The organism is Brachybacterium sp. sponge, assembly GCF_001613775.1.
GTDB classification, from domain to species: Bacteria; Actinomycetota; Actinomycetes; order Actinomycetales; family Dermabacteraceae; genus Brachybacterium; species Brachybacterium conglomeratum.
On the sequence record NZ_LRMP01000003.1, the window covers coordinates 212,909 to 228,169 of the forward strand.

Annotated in this window: 10 protein-coding genes and 1 tRNA gene; 5 read left to right on the forward strand and 6 right to left on the reverse strand. The window is 72.5% G+C overall.

Going from position 1 to position 15,261, the window contains the following annotated elements; translation table 11 throughout:
• Positions 1 to 34: 34 nt before the first annotated feature.
• From A4A78_RS18380 to A4A78_RS13820, 5 genes are all read right to left on the reverse strand, one after another.
• Complete coding sequence (locus A4A78_RS18380) at positions 35 to 109, reverse strand: 50S ribosomal protein bL37 (protein ID WP_369801468.1); 75 nt, start codon at positions 107 to 109, stop codon at positions 35 to 37.
• A gap of 418 nt (positions 110 to 527) precedes the next feature.
• Complete coding sequence (locus A4A78_RS13805) at positions 528 to 1,172, reverse strand: GDSL-type esterase/lipase family protein (RefSeq protein ID WP_010549618.1); 645 nt, start codon at positions 1,170 to 1,172, stop codon at positions 528 to 530.
• A gap of 86 nt (positions 1,173 to 1,258) precedes the next feature.
• A complete protein-coding gene (locus A4A78_RS13810) occupies positions 1,259 to 5,116 on the reverse strand; it encodes a multifunctional oxoglutarate decarboxylase/oxoglutarate dehydrogenase thiamine pyrophosphate-binding subunit/dihydrolipoyllysine-residue succinyltransferase subunit (protein WP_062950261.1) in 3,858 nt (1,285 codons plus the stop codon).
• Between the two features lie 123 nt (positions 5,117 to 5,239).
• Entirely contained in the window at positions 5,240 to 6,349 is a 1,110-nt protein-coding gene (locus tag A4A78_RS13815) for a HAMP domain-containing sensor histidine kinase (protein WP_062950263.1), read from the reverse strand.
• Complete coding sequence (locus A4A78_RS13820) at positions 6,346 to 7,167, reverse strand: response regulator transcription factor (RefSeq protein ID WP_062950265.1); 822 nt, start codon at positions 7,165 to 7,167, stop codon at positions 6,346 to 6,348. The genes A4A78_RS13815 and A4A78_RS13820 overlap by 4 nt, the downstream gene beginning before the upstream one ends.
• A 398-nt stretch (positions 7,168 to 7,565) precedes the next feature.
• Here A4A78_RS13820 and A4A78_RS18315 point away from each other — a divergent pair, with 398 nt between their 5' ends.
• From A4A78_RS18315 to A4A78_RS13835, 3 genes are all read left to right on the forward strand, one after another.
• A complete protein-coding gene (locus A4A78_RS18315; protein ID WP_304438556.1) occupies positions 7,566 to 8,468 on the forward strand; it encodes a M23 family metallopeptidase in 903 nt (300 codons plus the stop codon).
• Positions 8,465 to 9,523 carry a tRNA (adenosine(37)-N6)-threonylcarbamoyltransferase complex transferase subunit TsaD gene (tsaD, locus tag A4A78_RS13830; protein ID WP_062950267.1) on the forward strand — a complete coding sequence of 353 codons (1,059 nt, stop codon included), beginning with the start codon at positions 8,465 to 8,467 and terminating at the stop codon, positions 9,521 to 9,523. Before A4A78_RS18315 ends, tsaD begins: the two co-directional genes overlap by 4 nt.
• A gap of 78 nt (positions 9,524 to 9,601) precedes the next feature.
• Positions 9,602 to 9,674, forward strand: a tRNA-Arg gene (locus A4A78_RS13835).
• Between the two features lie 55 nt (positions 9,675 to 9,729).
• Here the strand turns inward: A4A78_RS13835 and A4A78_RS13840 are convergent.
• Complete coding sequence (locus A4A78_RS13840) at positions 9,730 to 12,006, reverse strand: bifunctional alpha,alpha-trehalose-phosphate synthase (UDP-forming)/trehalose-phosphatase (RefSeq protein ID WP_062950269.1); 2,277 nt, start codon at positions 12,004 to 12,006, stop codon at positions 9,730 to 9,732.
• 331 nt (positions 12,007 to 12,337) lie between these two features.
• Between A4A78_RS13840 and lysA the strand changes: the two genes are divergently transcribed.
• On the forward strand, positions 12,338 to 13,750 hold the full coding sequence (lysA, locus tag A4A78_RS13845) for a diaminopimelate decarboxylase (RefSeq protein ID WP_062950271.1): 1,413 nt from the start codon (positions 12,338 to 12,340) through the stop codon (positions 13,748 to 13,750).
• 152 nt (positions 13,751 to 13,902) lie between these two features.
• On the forward strand, positions 13,903 to 15,258 hold the full coding sequence (locus tag A4A78_RS13850) for a homoserine dehydrogenase (protein WP_062950273.1): 1,356 nt from the start codon (positions 13,903 to 13,905) through the stop codon (positions 15,256 to 15,258).
• Positions 15,259 to 15,261: the final 3 nt, after the last annotated feature.

Below are 15,261 nucleotides of genomic sequence, written 5' to 3' on the forward strand. Positions count from 1 at the left end.
GCCCTTCGTCATGTCGCCATCGGCGACGGCGCGGTCAGCTGTTGGGCCGCTTGCCGCGATTCGCGCTGTTCTTGCGGCGAGCCTTGCGCTTGCGTCCTCGCTTGCTCATCACGCTCTCCTTCCTTCACCCGGAATGAACCCGTCGATCATGCCATATCGGAGGCTCCGCGCGGAGCCTCATCCGAGCCCCTCGCAGCACCTGAGTCGGACCTCACCCGCCCGCGCCCTGGCTCGGGCCCCGGCCGCGCCCCCGGTCCGGTCGCCCGCCGCTCGGCCCGGCCGGCACAGGAAGATCGAGTGGCAGATTTCGACCGGTATTCGTGCGTGATACCGGTCGAAATCTGCCACTCGATGGGGGAACAGGGCTGGTCCGTCCGAGTTGGCCCGGCCGGACGACGGCGCAGGCGGCCGGAGGGCCGGTCGGGCCTGGTGCGGGCGGCCGGGGAGCCGGCCGCCCCTGGCGCACCGGGGCCGGGGAGCCGGTCGGACCTGGTGCGCGGGCGGGCGGTGCGCCCGCCCGGCGGGGGTCAGCGGGAGGTGCCGAGCCAGGAGCCGAACCCGCTGTGCAGCACCAGCCAGGCGATGAGACCGTAGCCGGTCTGCCCGGGGTGGTCGCCGGCGGAGCGGGCGAGGTCGCTCTCCCACTGGTCGTGGCCCACCAGACCGCCGACGGTGTCGACATAGGGGATGCGGCGCCGCGCGCAGACGTCCTCGAAGGCGCCGGAGAGCTCGCGCACGCCCGCGGTGGTGGCCGGGTCGCGGCTCGGGGCGGGGCCCACCACGAAGGCCGGGATCCGCAGACGCTCGAGGCCGTCGAGGATCTTGGCGAGGTTCAGGCGCGAGCGGGCCAGGGAGATCCCGGCCTCGACGTCGGCGCGGCCCATCGCGAGCACCACCCGGTGGTCGACGGAGCCGTCGGCGCGGCCCTGCTCGGAGAAGCGACGCTTGACGTCGGCGTCCCAGCGCTCGGCCAGCTCCGCGGAGGTCTCGCCCGGCAGTGCCGCGGAGAACACGTCGATGCGGCAGTCGGCGCCCTGCTCGCTGGCCACGGCCCGGCCCAGCCAGCCCAGCGCTCGGGCGTCGCCGATGCCGGCGAGGAGCTCGTCGCCGAGCGCGATGATCCGGATCCGGGAGCCCGGATCCGGGACGGGCGAAGTGGGCACGGTCTGCACCGGGACCTCCTGGCAGGGGACGGGGTCGGTTCACTCTAACGGCGGCGCGGGCCACGGGCGAACCCGTGGCCCGCGCCGCGGGTCGCTCAGGCCTCGAAGGCGCGGGTGAGCAGATCCTCCTGCTCGGCCTTGTGCGCGGAGGTCGAGCCGGTGGCCGGGGAGGCCGAGGCTGGACGGGCCACGACCCGCAGGGTGCGCCCCACCTCGACGGCGAAGTTCATCGCCATGAAGCTCCAGGCACCCTGGTTCTGCGGCTCCTCCTGGACCCACACCAGCGGGGCATCGAGGTAGGCGTCCAGCGCGGTGCGCAGCTGCGCCTCGGGCAGCGGATAGAGCTGCTCGACGCGGACGATCGCGGTGTCGGTCGCGCCGAGCTTCTCGCGGCGCGCCACGAGGTCCCAGTACACCTTGCCCGAGGCGAGCAGCACGCGGCGCACGCCGGCCGGATCCACGGTCGTGTCCGGCAGGACCGGCTCGAAGGTGCCGGAGGTGAAGTCCTCGACCGCGCTGACGGCCGCCTTGTTGCGCAGCATCGACTTCGGGGTGAAGACGATCAGCGGCTTGCGCGGCTCGGTGAGCGCCTGCTTGCGCAGCAGGTGGAAGTAGCTCGCCGGGGTGGAGGGCGCCGCGACACGCATGTTCTCCTCCGCGCACAGCTGCAGGAAGCGCTCGATGCGGGCGGAGGAGTGGTCCGGCCCCTGGCCCTCGTAGCCGTGCGGCAGCAGCATGACCACGCTCGAGTTCTGGCCCCACTTCTGCTCGGAGGCGGAGATGAACTCGTCGATGATCGTCTGGGCGCCGTTGACGAAGTCGCCGAACTGCGCCTCCCACAGCACCAGCGAGTTCGGGCTCTCCACGGAGTAGCCGTACTCGAAGCCCAGCGCCGCGAACTCCGAGAGCGAGGAGTCGTAGACGTTGAAGCGGGCCTGGTCGTCGCTGAGATAGGACAGCGGGGTCCAGGTGTCGCCGTTCTCGTGGTCGATCAGCACGCTGTGGCGCTGCACGAAGGTGCCGCGGCGCGAGTCCTGGCCGGCCAGGCGCACCCGGTGGCCCTGCATCAGCAGGGAGCCGAAGGCGAGCAGCTCTCCGTAGGCCCAGTCGATCCCGCCCTGCGAGGACATCTGCGTGCGGCGCTCGAGCACCTGGCGCAGCTTGGGGTGGACGGTGAAGGACTCGGGGACCTCTGCGTGCGCCTGCCCGATCCGCGTCACGACCGACGCGTCGACCGCGGTGACGGCCTGCTCGGGCGCGTCGCCGCCCTGCTGCGACTCCGGCAGGTCCAGGCCCTGCACGTTGGCCTCCGCGGGCTTCGCGGAGCCGGCGTCGGAGCGGGTCGAGGCGAAGGCCTCGTCGAGGTGCTCCTGGAAGTTGCGCACCAGGCCCTCGGTCTCCTCCTCGGTGAGGTCGCCGCGCTCGACGAGGGTCTCCATGTACTGCTTGCGGGTGGAGGCCTTCTCGTTGATGAGCTTGTACATCTCCGGCTGCGTCATCGAGGGGTCGTCGCCCTCGTTGTGGCCGCGGCGGCGGTAGCAGACCATGTCGATGACCACGTCGCGGTGGAACTTCTGGCGGTACTCGAAGGCGATCTCGGCGACCCGCACGCAGGCCTCGGGATCGTCGCCGTTGACGTGGAAGATCGGCAGCTGGGTCGACTTCGCGACGTCCGTGGAGTAGAAGGACGAGCGCGAGGAGTCCGGCAGCGTGGTGAAGCCGATCTGGTTGTTGATGATCACGTGGATCGTGCCGCCGGTGCGGTAGCCGCGCAGCTCTGAGAGGTTCAGCGTCTCCGTGACCACGCCCTGGCCGGCGAAGGCCGCGTCGCCGTGGACGAGCACCGGCAGCACCGGGAACTCCTCGGGGCGCTCGAGGCGGTCCTGCTTGGCGCGGACGATGCCCTCGAGGACGGGGTTGACGGCCTCGAGGTGCGAGGGGTTGGCCGCGAGGTAGACCTTCGTGGACTTCCCGTCATGGGAGGTGTAGGTGCCCTCGGTGCCCAGGTGGTACTTCACATCGCCCGAGCCGAGCTTCTCGCCGTAGTTGCCCTCGAACTCCTGGAAGATCTGGCCGTAGCTCTTGCCGGCGAGGTTGGAGAGCACGTTGAGGCGCCCGCGGTGCGACATGCCGATGGCCACCTCGTCCAGACCCTCGTGGGCGGCGCCGTGCAGCACCGTGTCGAGCATCGGGATGACGGCCTCGCCGCCTTCGAGGGAGAACCGCTTCTGGCCGACGAACTTCGTCTGCAGGAAGGTCTCGAACGCCTCGGCGGCGTTGAGGCGGTCCATGATGTGGGTCAGCTCTGCCTTGTCGAAGGGCTCGCGCGGGGTCTCCATCTTCTGCTGGATCCAGGCACGCTCCTCCGGATCGGAGATGTGCATGTACTCCACGCCGATGGTGCGGCAGTACGCGTCGCGCAGCACGCCGAGGATGTCCCGCAGCGTCATCTGGTCCTTGCCGCCCACGCCGCGGGTCGGGAAGGTGCGGTCGAGGTCCCACAGCGTCAGGCCGTAGGTCTCCACGTCGAGGTCCGGATGGTTGCGGACCTTGTACTGCAGCGGATCGGTGTCCGCCATGAGGTGGCCGCGCACGCGGAAGGAGTGGATCAGGTCCATCACCCGGGCGAGGCGTTCCGAGGTGGTGTGGCGGAAGGGGTTGTCCGGCACCCAGCGCACGGGCTGGTAGGGCAGGCGCAGCGAGGCGAAGACGCGGTCGTAGAAGCCGTCCTTGCCCAGCAGCTTGTCCGCCATCCGCTTGAGGAACTCGCCCGAGGCGGCGCCCTGGATGATGCGGTGGTCGTAGGTCGAGGTCATCGTCATGACCTTCGAGACGGCGAGCTCGGCGAGGGTCGCCGGGCTCGCGCCCTGGAACTGGGCGGGGTAGTCCATCGCGCCGACGCCCACGATGACGCCCTGGCCCTTCATCAGGCGGGGGATCGAGTGGACGGTGCCGATGCCGCCGGGATTGGTCAGCGAGACGGTGGTGCCGGTGAAGTCGTCCATCGTCAGCTTGCCGGCGCGGGCCTTCTTGACGACCTCCTCGTAGGCCTTCCAGAAGCCGCGGAAGTCGAAGCGCTGCGCCGCCTTGATGTTCGGCACCACGAGGCCGCGGGAGCCGTCGGGGCGGGGCATGTCGATGGCGAGGCCGAAGTTGACGTCCTCGCGCTTGAGCAGGAGCGGCTTGCCCTTCTCGTCGACGTCGAAGCCGTTGTTCATGTCGTTGATCTCGGTGACCGCCTCGACCATCGCCCAGCCGATCAGGTGGGTGAAGGAGACCTTGCCCGCGCGGTGGCGCTTGAGGTGGTTGTTGATCACGATGCGGTTGTCGAACAGGAGCTTGACCGGCACGTCGCGCACCGAGGTCGCGGTCGGGACGGTGAGGGACTCGTCCATGTTCCGCACGACGGCGGCGGCCGGGCCGCGCAGCTTCGTGGGCTCCGGCTCGTGCAGCTCGACCGCGGGGATCTGCGCGGTGGTCGTGGGGACCTTGGCCGGACGGTCGGAGGTCGTGGAGACCGCGGGAGTCCTCGGGGCGGGCGTCGAGGTGGCTTCGTTCACGGCGGGGGATTCCTTCGCTGGCGTCGAGGCGGCCGACGGGGCGGCCGGGGAGGAGGGAGCGGGCGTCGGCGACGGGGCCGGAGCGGGGGTGGAGGCGGCCGGGGCGGGCGCCTCGTCAGCGGCGTCGTCGGGGCCGGCCGCGGCGGCGGGCGCCGCCTCGGGGGACGAGGGAGGAGCCGTCACGGGCGGCGCCGTCGCCGCCTCGGAGGTCTCCGGGCCCGGCCCGGGAGCGTCGGGGGTCTCGGCGCGTGCCGAGCTGGTGGAGGCGAAGTGCTCCGCCCAGCTGGGGTCGACGCTCGAGGGGTCCTCCCGCCACTGCTCGCGGAGCGCGTCCACGAGCCACTGATTGGGGCCGAACTCCGCGGAATCGGAGTCCTGTGTCTGCTGTGACACTCTGAGATCGCCAGCCTTCTCACAATCGAGAGATACGGATGGCTCCAGCGTAACGGCCCGCGGGTCCCGGTGCGCGCCGCGGCGCAGGTCGCGCGCGGCACGGGACGCCGGTGGTGGGGGACATCACGCCACCGGGCCGTGATCGGGGATCACGACCCGGATCAGGGAGGACCGCCCCTCCTGCGCTCCGGTGCTGCGGGGGTCGTCGAGCACCTCGATCGTGCCTCCGTGCAGGCCCACCGCCCAGCGCGCGATCGCCAGGCCCAGGCCCGTCCCGCCGGAGGAGTCCGCGGCTCCGCCGCGCTGGAAGCGCTCGAAGACCCGGTCGCGGTCCTCGCGCGCGATGCCGGGCCCCTCGTCGTCGACGTCGATCCGCACCCCGTCGTCCTCCCCGGTGCGGGAGGCGCTGATGTGGATGCGTCCGCCGGCGGGGGAGTGGCGGGCGGCGTTCTCCAGCAGGTTGTGGATCACCTGGTGGAGCCGAGCGGCGTCGGCCGCGACGGAGAGGTCCGGCGGGTCGACGTCGACGATCCAGCGCACGTCCCGGCCTCCGGCGGCGAGGGCGGCGGCGTCGACGACCTCGTGGAGGAAGGGGGTCAGCTCGACCTCCTCGAGGTCGAGGTGGATCACCCCGGCGTCCAGCCGGGAGAGGTCCAGGAGGTGGTCGACGAGCTGGGAGAGCCGCTCGGTCTCGGTCAGGGCCACCTCGAGCGCGGCGGGATCGGGCTCGGTGACGCCGTCGACGAGGTTCTCCAGCTGGGCGCGCAGGCCCGCGACGGGCGTGCGCAGCTCGTGGGAGACGTTCGCGACGAGGTCCCGGCGGGTGCGGTCGGTCTGCTCGAGCTCGGCGGCCATGACGGAGAAGGCCTCGGCCAGCTGCCCCACCTCGTCGCGGCTCGTGGCGCGCACCGGTCCGCTGTAGTCCCCGCGCGCCATCGCCTGGGCGGCCGCGGTCATCTGCCGCAGCGGGGAGGTCATGCCCCGGGCGAGCAGCTGGGTGGAGACCAGCGCGGCGATCACGACCAGCGGCAGGGACAGCAGCGGCTCGATCCCGGCGCGGATGCTCACCTGCGTCAGCAGCGCCGCGACGGTCACGCTCACGCCCACCAGGATCCCGAGCTTGACCTTGAAGGAGCGGAAGCGGTCCAGCGGGCGCACGTCCAGCCGCTCGGGGACCCGGCGGCGGGCGTGCGGGGCAGGGGGCTCCCCGCCTCCGGAGCGGGGTCCGCTCACGAGTCCGAGGTCGGCTCGTGCGGGGTGGGCATCGAGTGCAGGTCCGTCACGGCGCCCTCGGAGCCGGCGGCCGGGGCGTCCTCCTCGGGATCCTCCGGGATCTCGAGCGCGTAGCCGACGCCGTGCACGGTGCGCACGAGGTCCGCGCCGAGCTTGCGGCGCAGCGCCTTGACATGGGAGTCGACGGTGCGGGTGCCGGTCGCGTCGACCCAGTCCCACACGTCGGCGAGCAGCTGCTCGCGGGTGAGCACGGTGCCGGGGGCGTTGGCCAGGCACAGCAGCAGGTCGAACTCGGTGGGCGTGAGATGGGCGGGCACCCCGGCGCGCATCACCCGTCGGCCGGCGCGGTCGATCACGAGGTCGCCGAACTGCAGCGCCTCCTGCTTCTCCGTCTCGCCCGGTGCGGGAGGGCCCGTGCGGCGCACCCGGCGCAGCAGCGCCTTCAGCCGGGCGACGAGCTCGCGGATGGAGAAGGGCTTGGTCATGTAGTCGTCGGCGCCGACGCCGAGGCCGACGAGCATGTCGGTCTCGTCGTCGCGCGCGGTGAGCATGAGCACCGGGACCGGCTCGTCGGCCTGGATGCGTCGGCACACCTCGAGGCCGTCGAAGCCGGGGAGCATCACGTCGAGCACGACGAGGTCCGGGCGGACCTCGGCGACGGTGCGCACGCCGGAGGGGCCGTCGAGGGCGGTGGAGACCTCCCAGCCCTCGGCGGTGAGCCGGTCGGCGATCGCGCGGGTGATCGTGGGCTCGTCCTCGATCACCACCACGCGCACGGGCGAGGAGTCGGCGGCTGAGCTGCGGTCCGGGGTCGACATGGGGCTCACTCTAGACGGCCTCCCTCGGACGATCACGGAGGAGGAGGGCGCCCCACGACTCCTGCACAGGACCCCCACGGCGCCTGCCGGAACGCTCCTCGGAGGCGTGCGTGGGGCCCCGGGGACGTCCGCATCGCGGACGCGGGACGACCCGCAGGAGTGACGCGCACCCCTCCCGAAAGCCGATCCCGTCAAGATCTCCCCACCTTTCAGCCGACATGGCAAAAACTTGGCAATGACCCGGTTGCCTCGCTCGCCCGCCGCGCTGACCTGCACCTAGGTTGGTCGACGTTGTTCAGCGACGCGTACTTCCCCGTCCGGCGTCGCGCACGGGACAGCTGCCGTGCCGGAACGGATACACGGACGAGACACGCAGTCGAAACGGAAGAGGATCTCAGGTGGCGAATCATCGCTCTGACGGACGCGCCACGGTGCGCAAGCACCGTTCGGTCGGAGGAACGCACCGCGACCACGCACTGCCCGCGGGTGCCGTGAAGGCGGGCGTCCTCGGCGTCCTCGCCACCGCCACCATCGCCGCTCCTCTCGCCGCTGCCGCCGCGGGCATCGACGAGGCCGCCCCGGCCGAGCCGATCGCTCAGGCCCCCGCCGCCGCGCCGCAGGCCGCCGCCGCGATCGCTCCCGTGGCCCTGCCCGGCGCGACCGACGCCGAGGCCGCGACCACCGAGGCCGCCGTCGAGGAGCGCGCCGCCGAGGGCGACGCCGCGAGCCGCTCCGAGGAGCGCACCGCCCCCGCCGCCGCCGAGGACGAGGCCGAGGGCACCGGCATCGAGGTCTCCGTGCCCGAGCCCGAGCCCGTCGTCACCGAGGCCGCCGCAGGCGCGGAGGGCGCCGACGGCACCGTCTCGGCCGAGGGCGCCGACTCCGCCGAGGGCGAGGCCGTCGTCGGCAGCGACTCCGGCTACATCCGCCCCTCCTCCGGCCCCATCACCTCCGGCTACGGCGGCCGCATCCACCCCGTGCTCGGCTACTACAAGGGCCACGACGGCGTCGACTTCGGCGCCGCCTGCGGCGCCCCGGTCAAGGCCGCCAAGTCCGGCACCGTCGTCGCCGTCGAGTACCACCACGCCTCCGGCAACCGCGTGAAGATCGACCACGGCAACGGGGTCGTCACCGGCTACTACCACCTCCAGGGCTTCAACACCTCTGTCGGCGCGACCGTCGCCCAGGGCGACACCATCGGCTACGTCGGCTCGACCGGCCGCTCCACCGGCTGCCATCTCCACTTCGCGAAGATGGACGAGGCGGGCAACTACTCCGACCCGATGTCGCTGCTGCGGTGACCTCCTCCGGCGCGCCCGTCGTCCTCGGGGTCGAGTCCTCCTGCGACGAGACCGGCTTCGGGATAGTCTCGGACGGGGTCCTGCTGGGCCAGGGCCTCGCCTCGAGCGCCTCCCAGCACGCGATGTTCGGCGGCGTCGTCCCCGAGATCGCGGCCCGCGCGCACCTCGACGCGGTCGTCCCGACGCTGCAGATCGCCCTCGACGACGCGGGCGTGCAGGCGCGGGACATCACCCATGTCGCCGTGACCTCCGGTCCCGGCCTCGCCACCGCCGTCCACGTGGGACTGGCCGCCGCGAAGTCCATCGCCTGGGCGCTGGACAAGCCCCTGTATGGGGTGCACCACCTGGCCGGCCATGCCGCCGCCGACACCCTCGAACACGGCCCCCTGCCCGAGCAGTCCATCGTCCTGATCGTCTCCGGCGGGCATACCTCGATCCTCGCCGTCGGCGACCTCGTGCGCGATCCGATCGAGCACCTCGGCGACACCCTCGACGATGCCGCGGGGGAGGCCTTCGACAAGGTCTCGCGCCTGCTGGGTCTCGGCTACCCGGGCGGGCCTGCGATCTCCCGCGCCGCGGTCGGCGGCGATCCCGCCGCCTTCGCCTTCCCGCGCGCCATGCTGCGGCCCGGGGATGCGCCCTTCACCTTCTCCTTCTCGGGGCTCAAGACCTCCGTGGCCCGCACCGTGGAGACCCTCGAGCGCGCCGGCGAGCCCGTGCCCGTCGCGGACATCGCCGCCTCCTTCGAGCAGGCCGTCGTCGACGTGCTGGTCACCAAGGCGCTGCGCGCCGTGCAGGAGCGCGGGCTGGACACCCTCGTCATCGTCGGCGGGGTCGCCGCGAACGCGCGCCTGCGGGCCGTCGCCCAGGAGCGCTGCGACGCCGCCGGGGTCGAGCTGCGCATCCCGCCGCCGCGGCTGTGCACCGACAACGGCGCGATGATCGCCGCGGTCGGCGACCTGCTGGTGCGCTCCGGCGCCGAGCCCAGCGGCCTCTCCATCGCCGCGGACCCCTCCGCCGTGCTCCACGGGGCCCAGCTCCCGCTGCTGCGGTGAGGTCCCTCTCACACCCTCGGTCGCTCGCGCCGCCGGCGTGCTCGATCGCCCCCAGGTGTTGCTAGACTCCTGGAGTCCGCCCGCGTAGCTCAGTGGATAGAGCGTCTGCCTCCGGAGCAGAAGGTCGTAGGTTCGAATCCTGTCGCGGGCACCGAGTTCCGAGCCGCGTCCCCGATCGGGGACGCGGCTCGAGTCGTCCCGGGGGGTCAGCCCTGCTCGCCGCGCAGCTCCCGCAGGCGCTGCAGCACCTCGCGCGCCGCGACGGTGTCCGCGATGCGCAGGGTCGCCGCGGTGTCGCCGCCGCCCACCTTCAGCGTGACGTCCTGCTCCTCGGCCGCGGCGAAGACGGACTCGTCGGTCACGTCGTCGCCGAGGTAGAGCCAGGCGTCGGAGGCGCTGGCCCGGGCGAGCGCATCGACGGCGACGCCCTTGGACGTGTGCACCACCGAGAACTCGACGACCTCCTTGCCGGGGGTGACGGTCACGTCCGGCAGGGTGGTGGCGTACTCGAGCGCGGACTCGGTGGCGTTGATGCCGCCTCGGCCCCGGGCGCTGCGGGTGTGCAGCACCGCGGCGGTGGGCTTGGTCTCCACCTCGGTGCCCGGATGCGCACGTGCGATCCGGCGCAGAGTCGCCGTGATCGTCGCGAGCAGCTCCTCCTTCTCCGGTGTCATCGACAGCGCGGAGCGGTCCAGCACCTCGGCCTGCATCCACGGCGGCAGCGCCCCGACCTCCGCGCCGTGCGAGCCGACGAGCACCACGGAGCTCGGCATCTGCGTGTGCCGGTCCAGATCCTCGAGGGCGCGGCCGGAGACGAGCGCCACCGCGACGCCGGGCAGCTCGGCCAGGTCCCGCAGCGCGCCGAGCGCCTCGGCATCGGGCTGGACCGCATCGCGGTCCTCGACGATCGGGGCGAGCACCCCGTCGAAGTCCGAGGCGATCAGCAGGCGCGGAACGTCGGCGAAGGCGCGCAGCGCCTCGTCGATCTCCTCGGGCGCGCTGGGCTCGTCGCCGCGCAGCCTCACCACGGGCACCGCGGCCTGCGCCTCACGGCCGGCGTGCTCGAGGTGCTCGAGGAAGTCGTGCGCCCAGGACTGCACATCGTTCTCCATCACCTGATGGCGCAGGGAGCGCATCGCCTCCTCCTGCTCCTCCTCGGGCATCGCCAGGGCGCGCAGGATCGCGGACTTCAGCTCGTCGATGTCGTGAGGGTTCACCAGGACCGCCGCGCGCAGCTCGTCCGCGGCGCCGGCGAACTCGCTCAGCACCAGCACGCCCTGCAGGTCGGGACGGGAGGCGACGTACTCCTTGGCGACAAGGTTCATGCCGTCCCGCAGGGCGGTCACGAGCACCACGTCCGCGGCCATGAACAGCGCGGTCATCTCGCGGCGGTCGAAGGAGTGGTGCTGGTAGGACACGGCCGGTCGGCCCAGCGGTGCGTGCTCGCCGTTGATGCGGCCGACGGTCAGCTCGACCTCGTCCCGCAGCTGCCGGTAGGCCTCCACCCGCTCCCGCGACGGCGTCGCGACCTGGATCATCACCGTGTCGTGGGGGTCGATCAGACCGTCGTCCAGCAGCTCCCCCCAGGCCTTCAGCCGGTGGCGGATGCCCTTGGTGTAGTCGAGCCGGTCCACCCCGAGCACCACCTTCGTCGGGTCGCCCAGGTCGTGGCGCAGGGCCCGCGCTCGCTCGCGGATCTCCTCGTCCTCGGTGAGCGCGGAGACGGCGGAGGAGTCGATCGAGATCGGGAAGGTGCGCACCTCGACCTCCCGCATCGGGGCGGCGCCGACGCCCGGCACCGAGATCGTCAACCCGTCCACGTGGTAGCCCAGCAGCTTCCGCACCGCGGCGACGAAGTTCAGCGAGTCGCTCTCGCGCTGGAAGCCGATCAGGTCCGCGCCGAGCAGCCCGCGCAGGATCGAGTTGCGCTTGGGCAGCTGGGAGAACAGCTCGACGGAGGGGAAGGGGATGTGGTTGAAGAAGCCGATCCGCGCGTCGGAGCGCTTCTCCCGGATCATCCGGGGCACGAGCTGCAGCTGGTAGTCGTGCACCCAGATCGTGCCGCCGGGGGCGGCGACGGGTGCGGCGGAGTCGGCGAAGCGGCGGTTCGTCGCGAGATAGGAGTCCCACCAGCCGCGGTGGAACTCGGGATCGACGATCACGTCGTGGTAGAGCGGCCACAGGGTCGCGTTCGAGAAGCCCTCGTAGTAGCGCTCGACATCCTCCGCGTCCAGCCGCACCGGGTACAGGCTCATCCCGTCGGCCTCGAAGGGGGCGGGTGGCTCGCCCGGCGATCCGGCCCAGCCCACCCACGCGCCGGAGTCCACCGTGCGCATCACCGACTCCATCGCGGTGACCAGGCCGCCGGGGCTGGTCACCCATTCGGTGGCCCCGTCGGGGAGGGTGCGGGAGTCGACGGGCAGGCGATTGGCGACGACGACCAGCTCGTGCGAGCGGTCCTGGGGGGTGGGGGTGGTGGGCACCGGTACTCCTTCGCGGGTCGAGCACTGAGGCGGCGGAGCGTCGCGTCGGGCTCTCGTGAACGGGCCCCCGCGGCACCCGCGCCGATGCTGCGACCTTATCAAGTGCGATGCCTCACCCGCTGCGCCGGTCGGGCTCGTCCTCCGGGCCTGCCCTGTCAGAAGCCCCTTCTGTGACCTGCGCAGACGTGGTCCGACCGGTCGGAAGGCACGAGCCCGGCGCTGTTCGCCGTGCGGACCCGCCTGCGCCTGCGTGCGCATCGCTCCTACGATTCCAGGGCGCCGACGGCGCGGCCCGCCCGTGCGGCGGGCTCGAGCGAGACCAGGAGCCCCCATGCGTGCCCACGAAGCCGGTGCCCTCCACGGCAACGACGCGGCCCCCACGTGGCTGCCCTACCCCAGCGACGTCAACACCCTCATCGACGGCCTGTGGTCCCGCACCACCCGCCGCACCGAGGACGGCGCGGTCGAGGTGGGCGGGGTGAGCGTCGCCCGGATCGCCGAGGAGGTCGGCACCCCCGCCTTCGTGCTCGACGAGGACGACTTCCGCCACCGCGCCCGCGCCTTCCGCGACGCCTTCGCCGAGGCCTTCCGCCCCCTCGCCGGGGCCGACGTCTACTACGCGGGCAAGGCATTCCTGTGCGGCGCCGTCGCCCGCTGGGTCGAGGAGGACGGACTGGGACTGGACGTGTGCACCGGCGGCGAGCTCGCCGTCGCCCTGCGCGCCGGCTTCCCCGGCGAGCGGATCGCGCTGCACGGCAACAACAAGTCCCTCGCCGAGATCCGCCGCGCCCTCGAGGCGGGGGTGGGCCGGATCGTCGTGGACTCCCTGGACGAGATCGACCTGGTCGATGCGGTCGCCGCCGAGCTCGGCCTGCGCGCCGCCGTGATGCTGCGGGTGACTACGGGCGTGGAGGCGCACACCCACGAGTTCATCGCCACCGCCCACGAGGACCAGAAGTTCGGGCTCTCCCTCACCGGCGGCACGGCCTTCGAGGCCGTGCGCCGGGTCCTGGCCGCCGAGCACCTCGAGCTCGTCGGCCTGCACTCCCACATCGGCTCCCAGATCTTCGACACGGGCGGATTCGAGGTCGCGGCGCGGCGCGTGCTGGACCTGGTCGCGCAGGTGCGCGACGAGCTCGACCACACGATCACCCAGCTCGACCTCGGCGGCGGCTTCGGCGTCATGTACAACACCCAGCACACGCCCTCGACCCCGGAGGCCCTCGCCAGCGGGATCGCGGGGATCGTGGAGAAGCAGTGCCATGAGCTCGAGCTCGAGGTCCCTCACGTCTCCTTCGAGCCCGGCCGCGCGATCGCCGGCCCCTCCACCCAGACGCTCTACACCGTCGGCACCGTCAAGGACGTGCGGCTGGGCGGCCCGCACCACCGCGTCTACGTCTCCGTCGACGGCGGCATGAGCGACAACGTCCGCACCGCCCTGTACGACGCGGACTACTCCTGCCTGCTCTCGGGGCGCGTCTCGGAGGAGCAGCCCGAGGTGGTGCGCGTGGTCGGCAAGCACTGCGAGAGCGGCGACATCGTGGTCAAGGACGAGTACCTCCCCGCCGACGTGCGCCGCGGCGACCTGGTCTCCGTCCCGGTCACCGGCGCGTACTGCTACTCGCTCGCCTCGAACTACAACCACGTCCCGCGACCTCCCGTGATCGCGGTGAAGGACGGGGAGATCCGCACCCTGATCCGTCGCGAGACGGAGGAGGACCTGCTCGGCCTCGACGTCGGCTGAGCCCGCCCCTCCCGCGAACCGCACGGCCCGGCCGTCCCGCCCCGACCAGGACGCACGCGTTCATACGCGGTCACGCGGGCGCGGCCACCTCGGCTACAGTGCACACGCCCGCCCCTCCCGCCCGTCGGCCCCTGTGGAAGGACCCTTCGCAGATGTCACAGACCGTCCCGCAGCCTCCGGCGAGCCCGGACAGCTCCTCCCTCCCCGCCCTGCGCGTGGCCGTGCTCGGCGCGGGCACGGTCGGCACCGAGGTGCTGCGCCTGATCGCGCAGCAGGGGGACGAGCTCGCCCACCGCATCGGCGCCCGCCTCGAGGTCATCGGGGTGGCCGTGCGCGACCGGACCAAGGACCGCGGCGAGCACGTGCCCGCCGCGCTGCTCACCGACGACCCCGGCGCGCTGGTGCGCGAGGCCGACCTCGTGATCGAGGTGATGGGCGGCATCGATCCCGCCCGTGCCCTGCTGCTGGAGGCGATGGAGCACGGCGCGAGCGTGATCACCGCGAACAAGGCGCTGCTCGCCCAGGAGGGCGCCTCCCTCTACGAGGCCGCGGACGTGCACGGCGTGGACCTCTCCTTCGAGGCCGCCGTCGCCGGTGCCATCCCGCTGGTCCGTCCGGTGCGGGAGTCCCTCGCCGGGGACCGGATCCAGCGCGTGATGGGCATCGTCAACGGCACCACGAACTACATCCTCGACGCCATGACCCGCACCGGCGCCGGCTTCGACGACGCGCTCGCGAGCGCGCAGGAGCTCGGCTACGCCGAGGCCGATCCGACGGCCGACGTCGAGGGCCACGACGCCGCGGCGAAAGCTTCGATTCTTGCGTCGCTGGCCTTCCACTCCCGGGTGCGCCTGGCCGACGTGCACTGCGAGGGCATCACCGCCGTCTCCGCGCAGGACATCGCCGCCGCCGGGAGGATGGGCCGCACGATCAAGCTGCTGTCGATCGTCGAGCGCGTCGAGGAGGAGAACGGGGAGCGGATCTCCGCCCGCGTCTACCCGGCCCTGATCCCCGACTCCCATCCGCTCGCCTCCGTCTCCGAGGCGTACAACGCGGTGTTCATCGAGGCCGAGGCGGCCGGCTCCCTGATGTTCTACGGCCAGGGCGCCGGCGGCGCGCCGACCGCCTCCGCGATCCTCGGCGACGTCGTCTCCGCGGCGCGCTCCCGCGTGCACGGGGGAGTGGGGCCGCGCGAGTCCCGCTACGCAGAGCTCGAGTCGATCCCGCTCGAGGAGCTGCGCAGCGCCTTCTACATCTCGCTGACCGTGCAGGACCGTCCCGGTGTGCTCGCCGAGATCGCCGGGACCCTCTCCGGCTACGGCATCTCGATCTCGACGATCCACCAGGAGCTCCTCCACTCGCGGGAGGAGGGCTCCCCGGCCCTCGCCCACATCGGGATCAGCACTCACCGGGCGCTCGAGAGCGCGATGACCGCGTCGCTGGACATGTTCTCCTCGACCGCGACCGTGCTCAGCATCGACTCCGTCCTCCGCATCGAAGGAGATTGACCC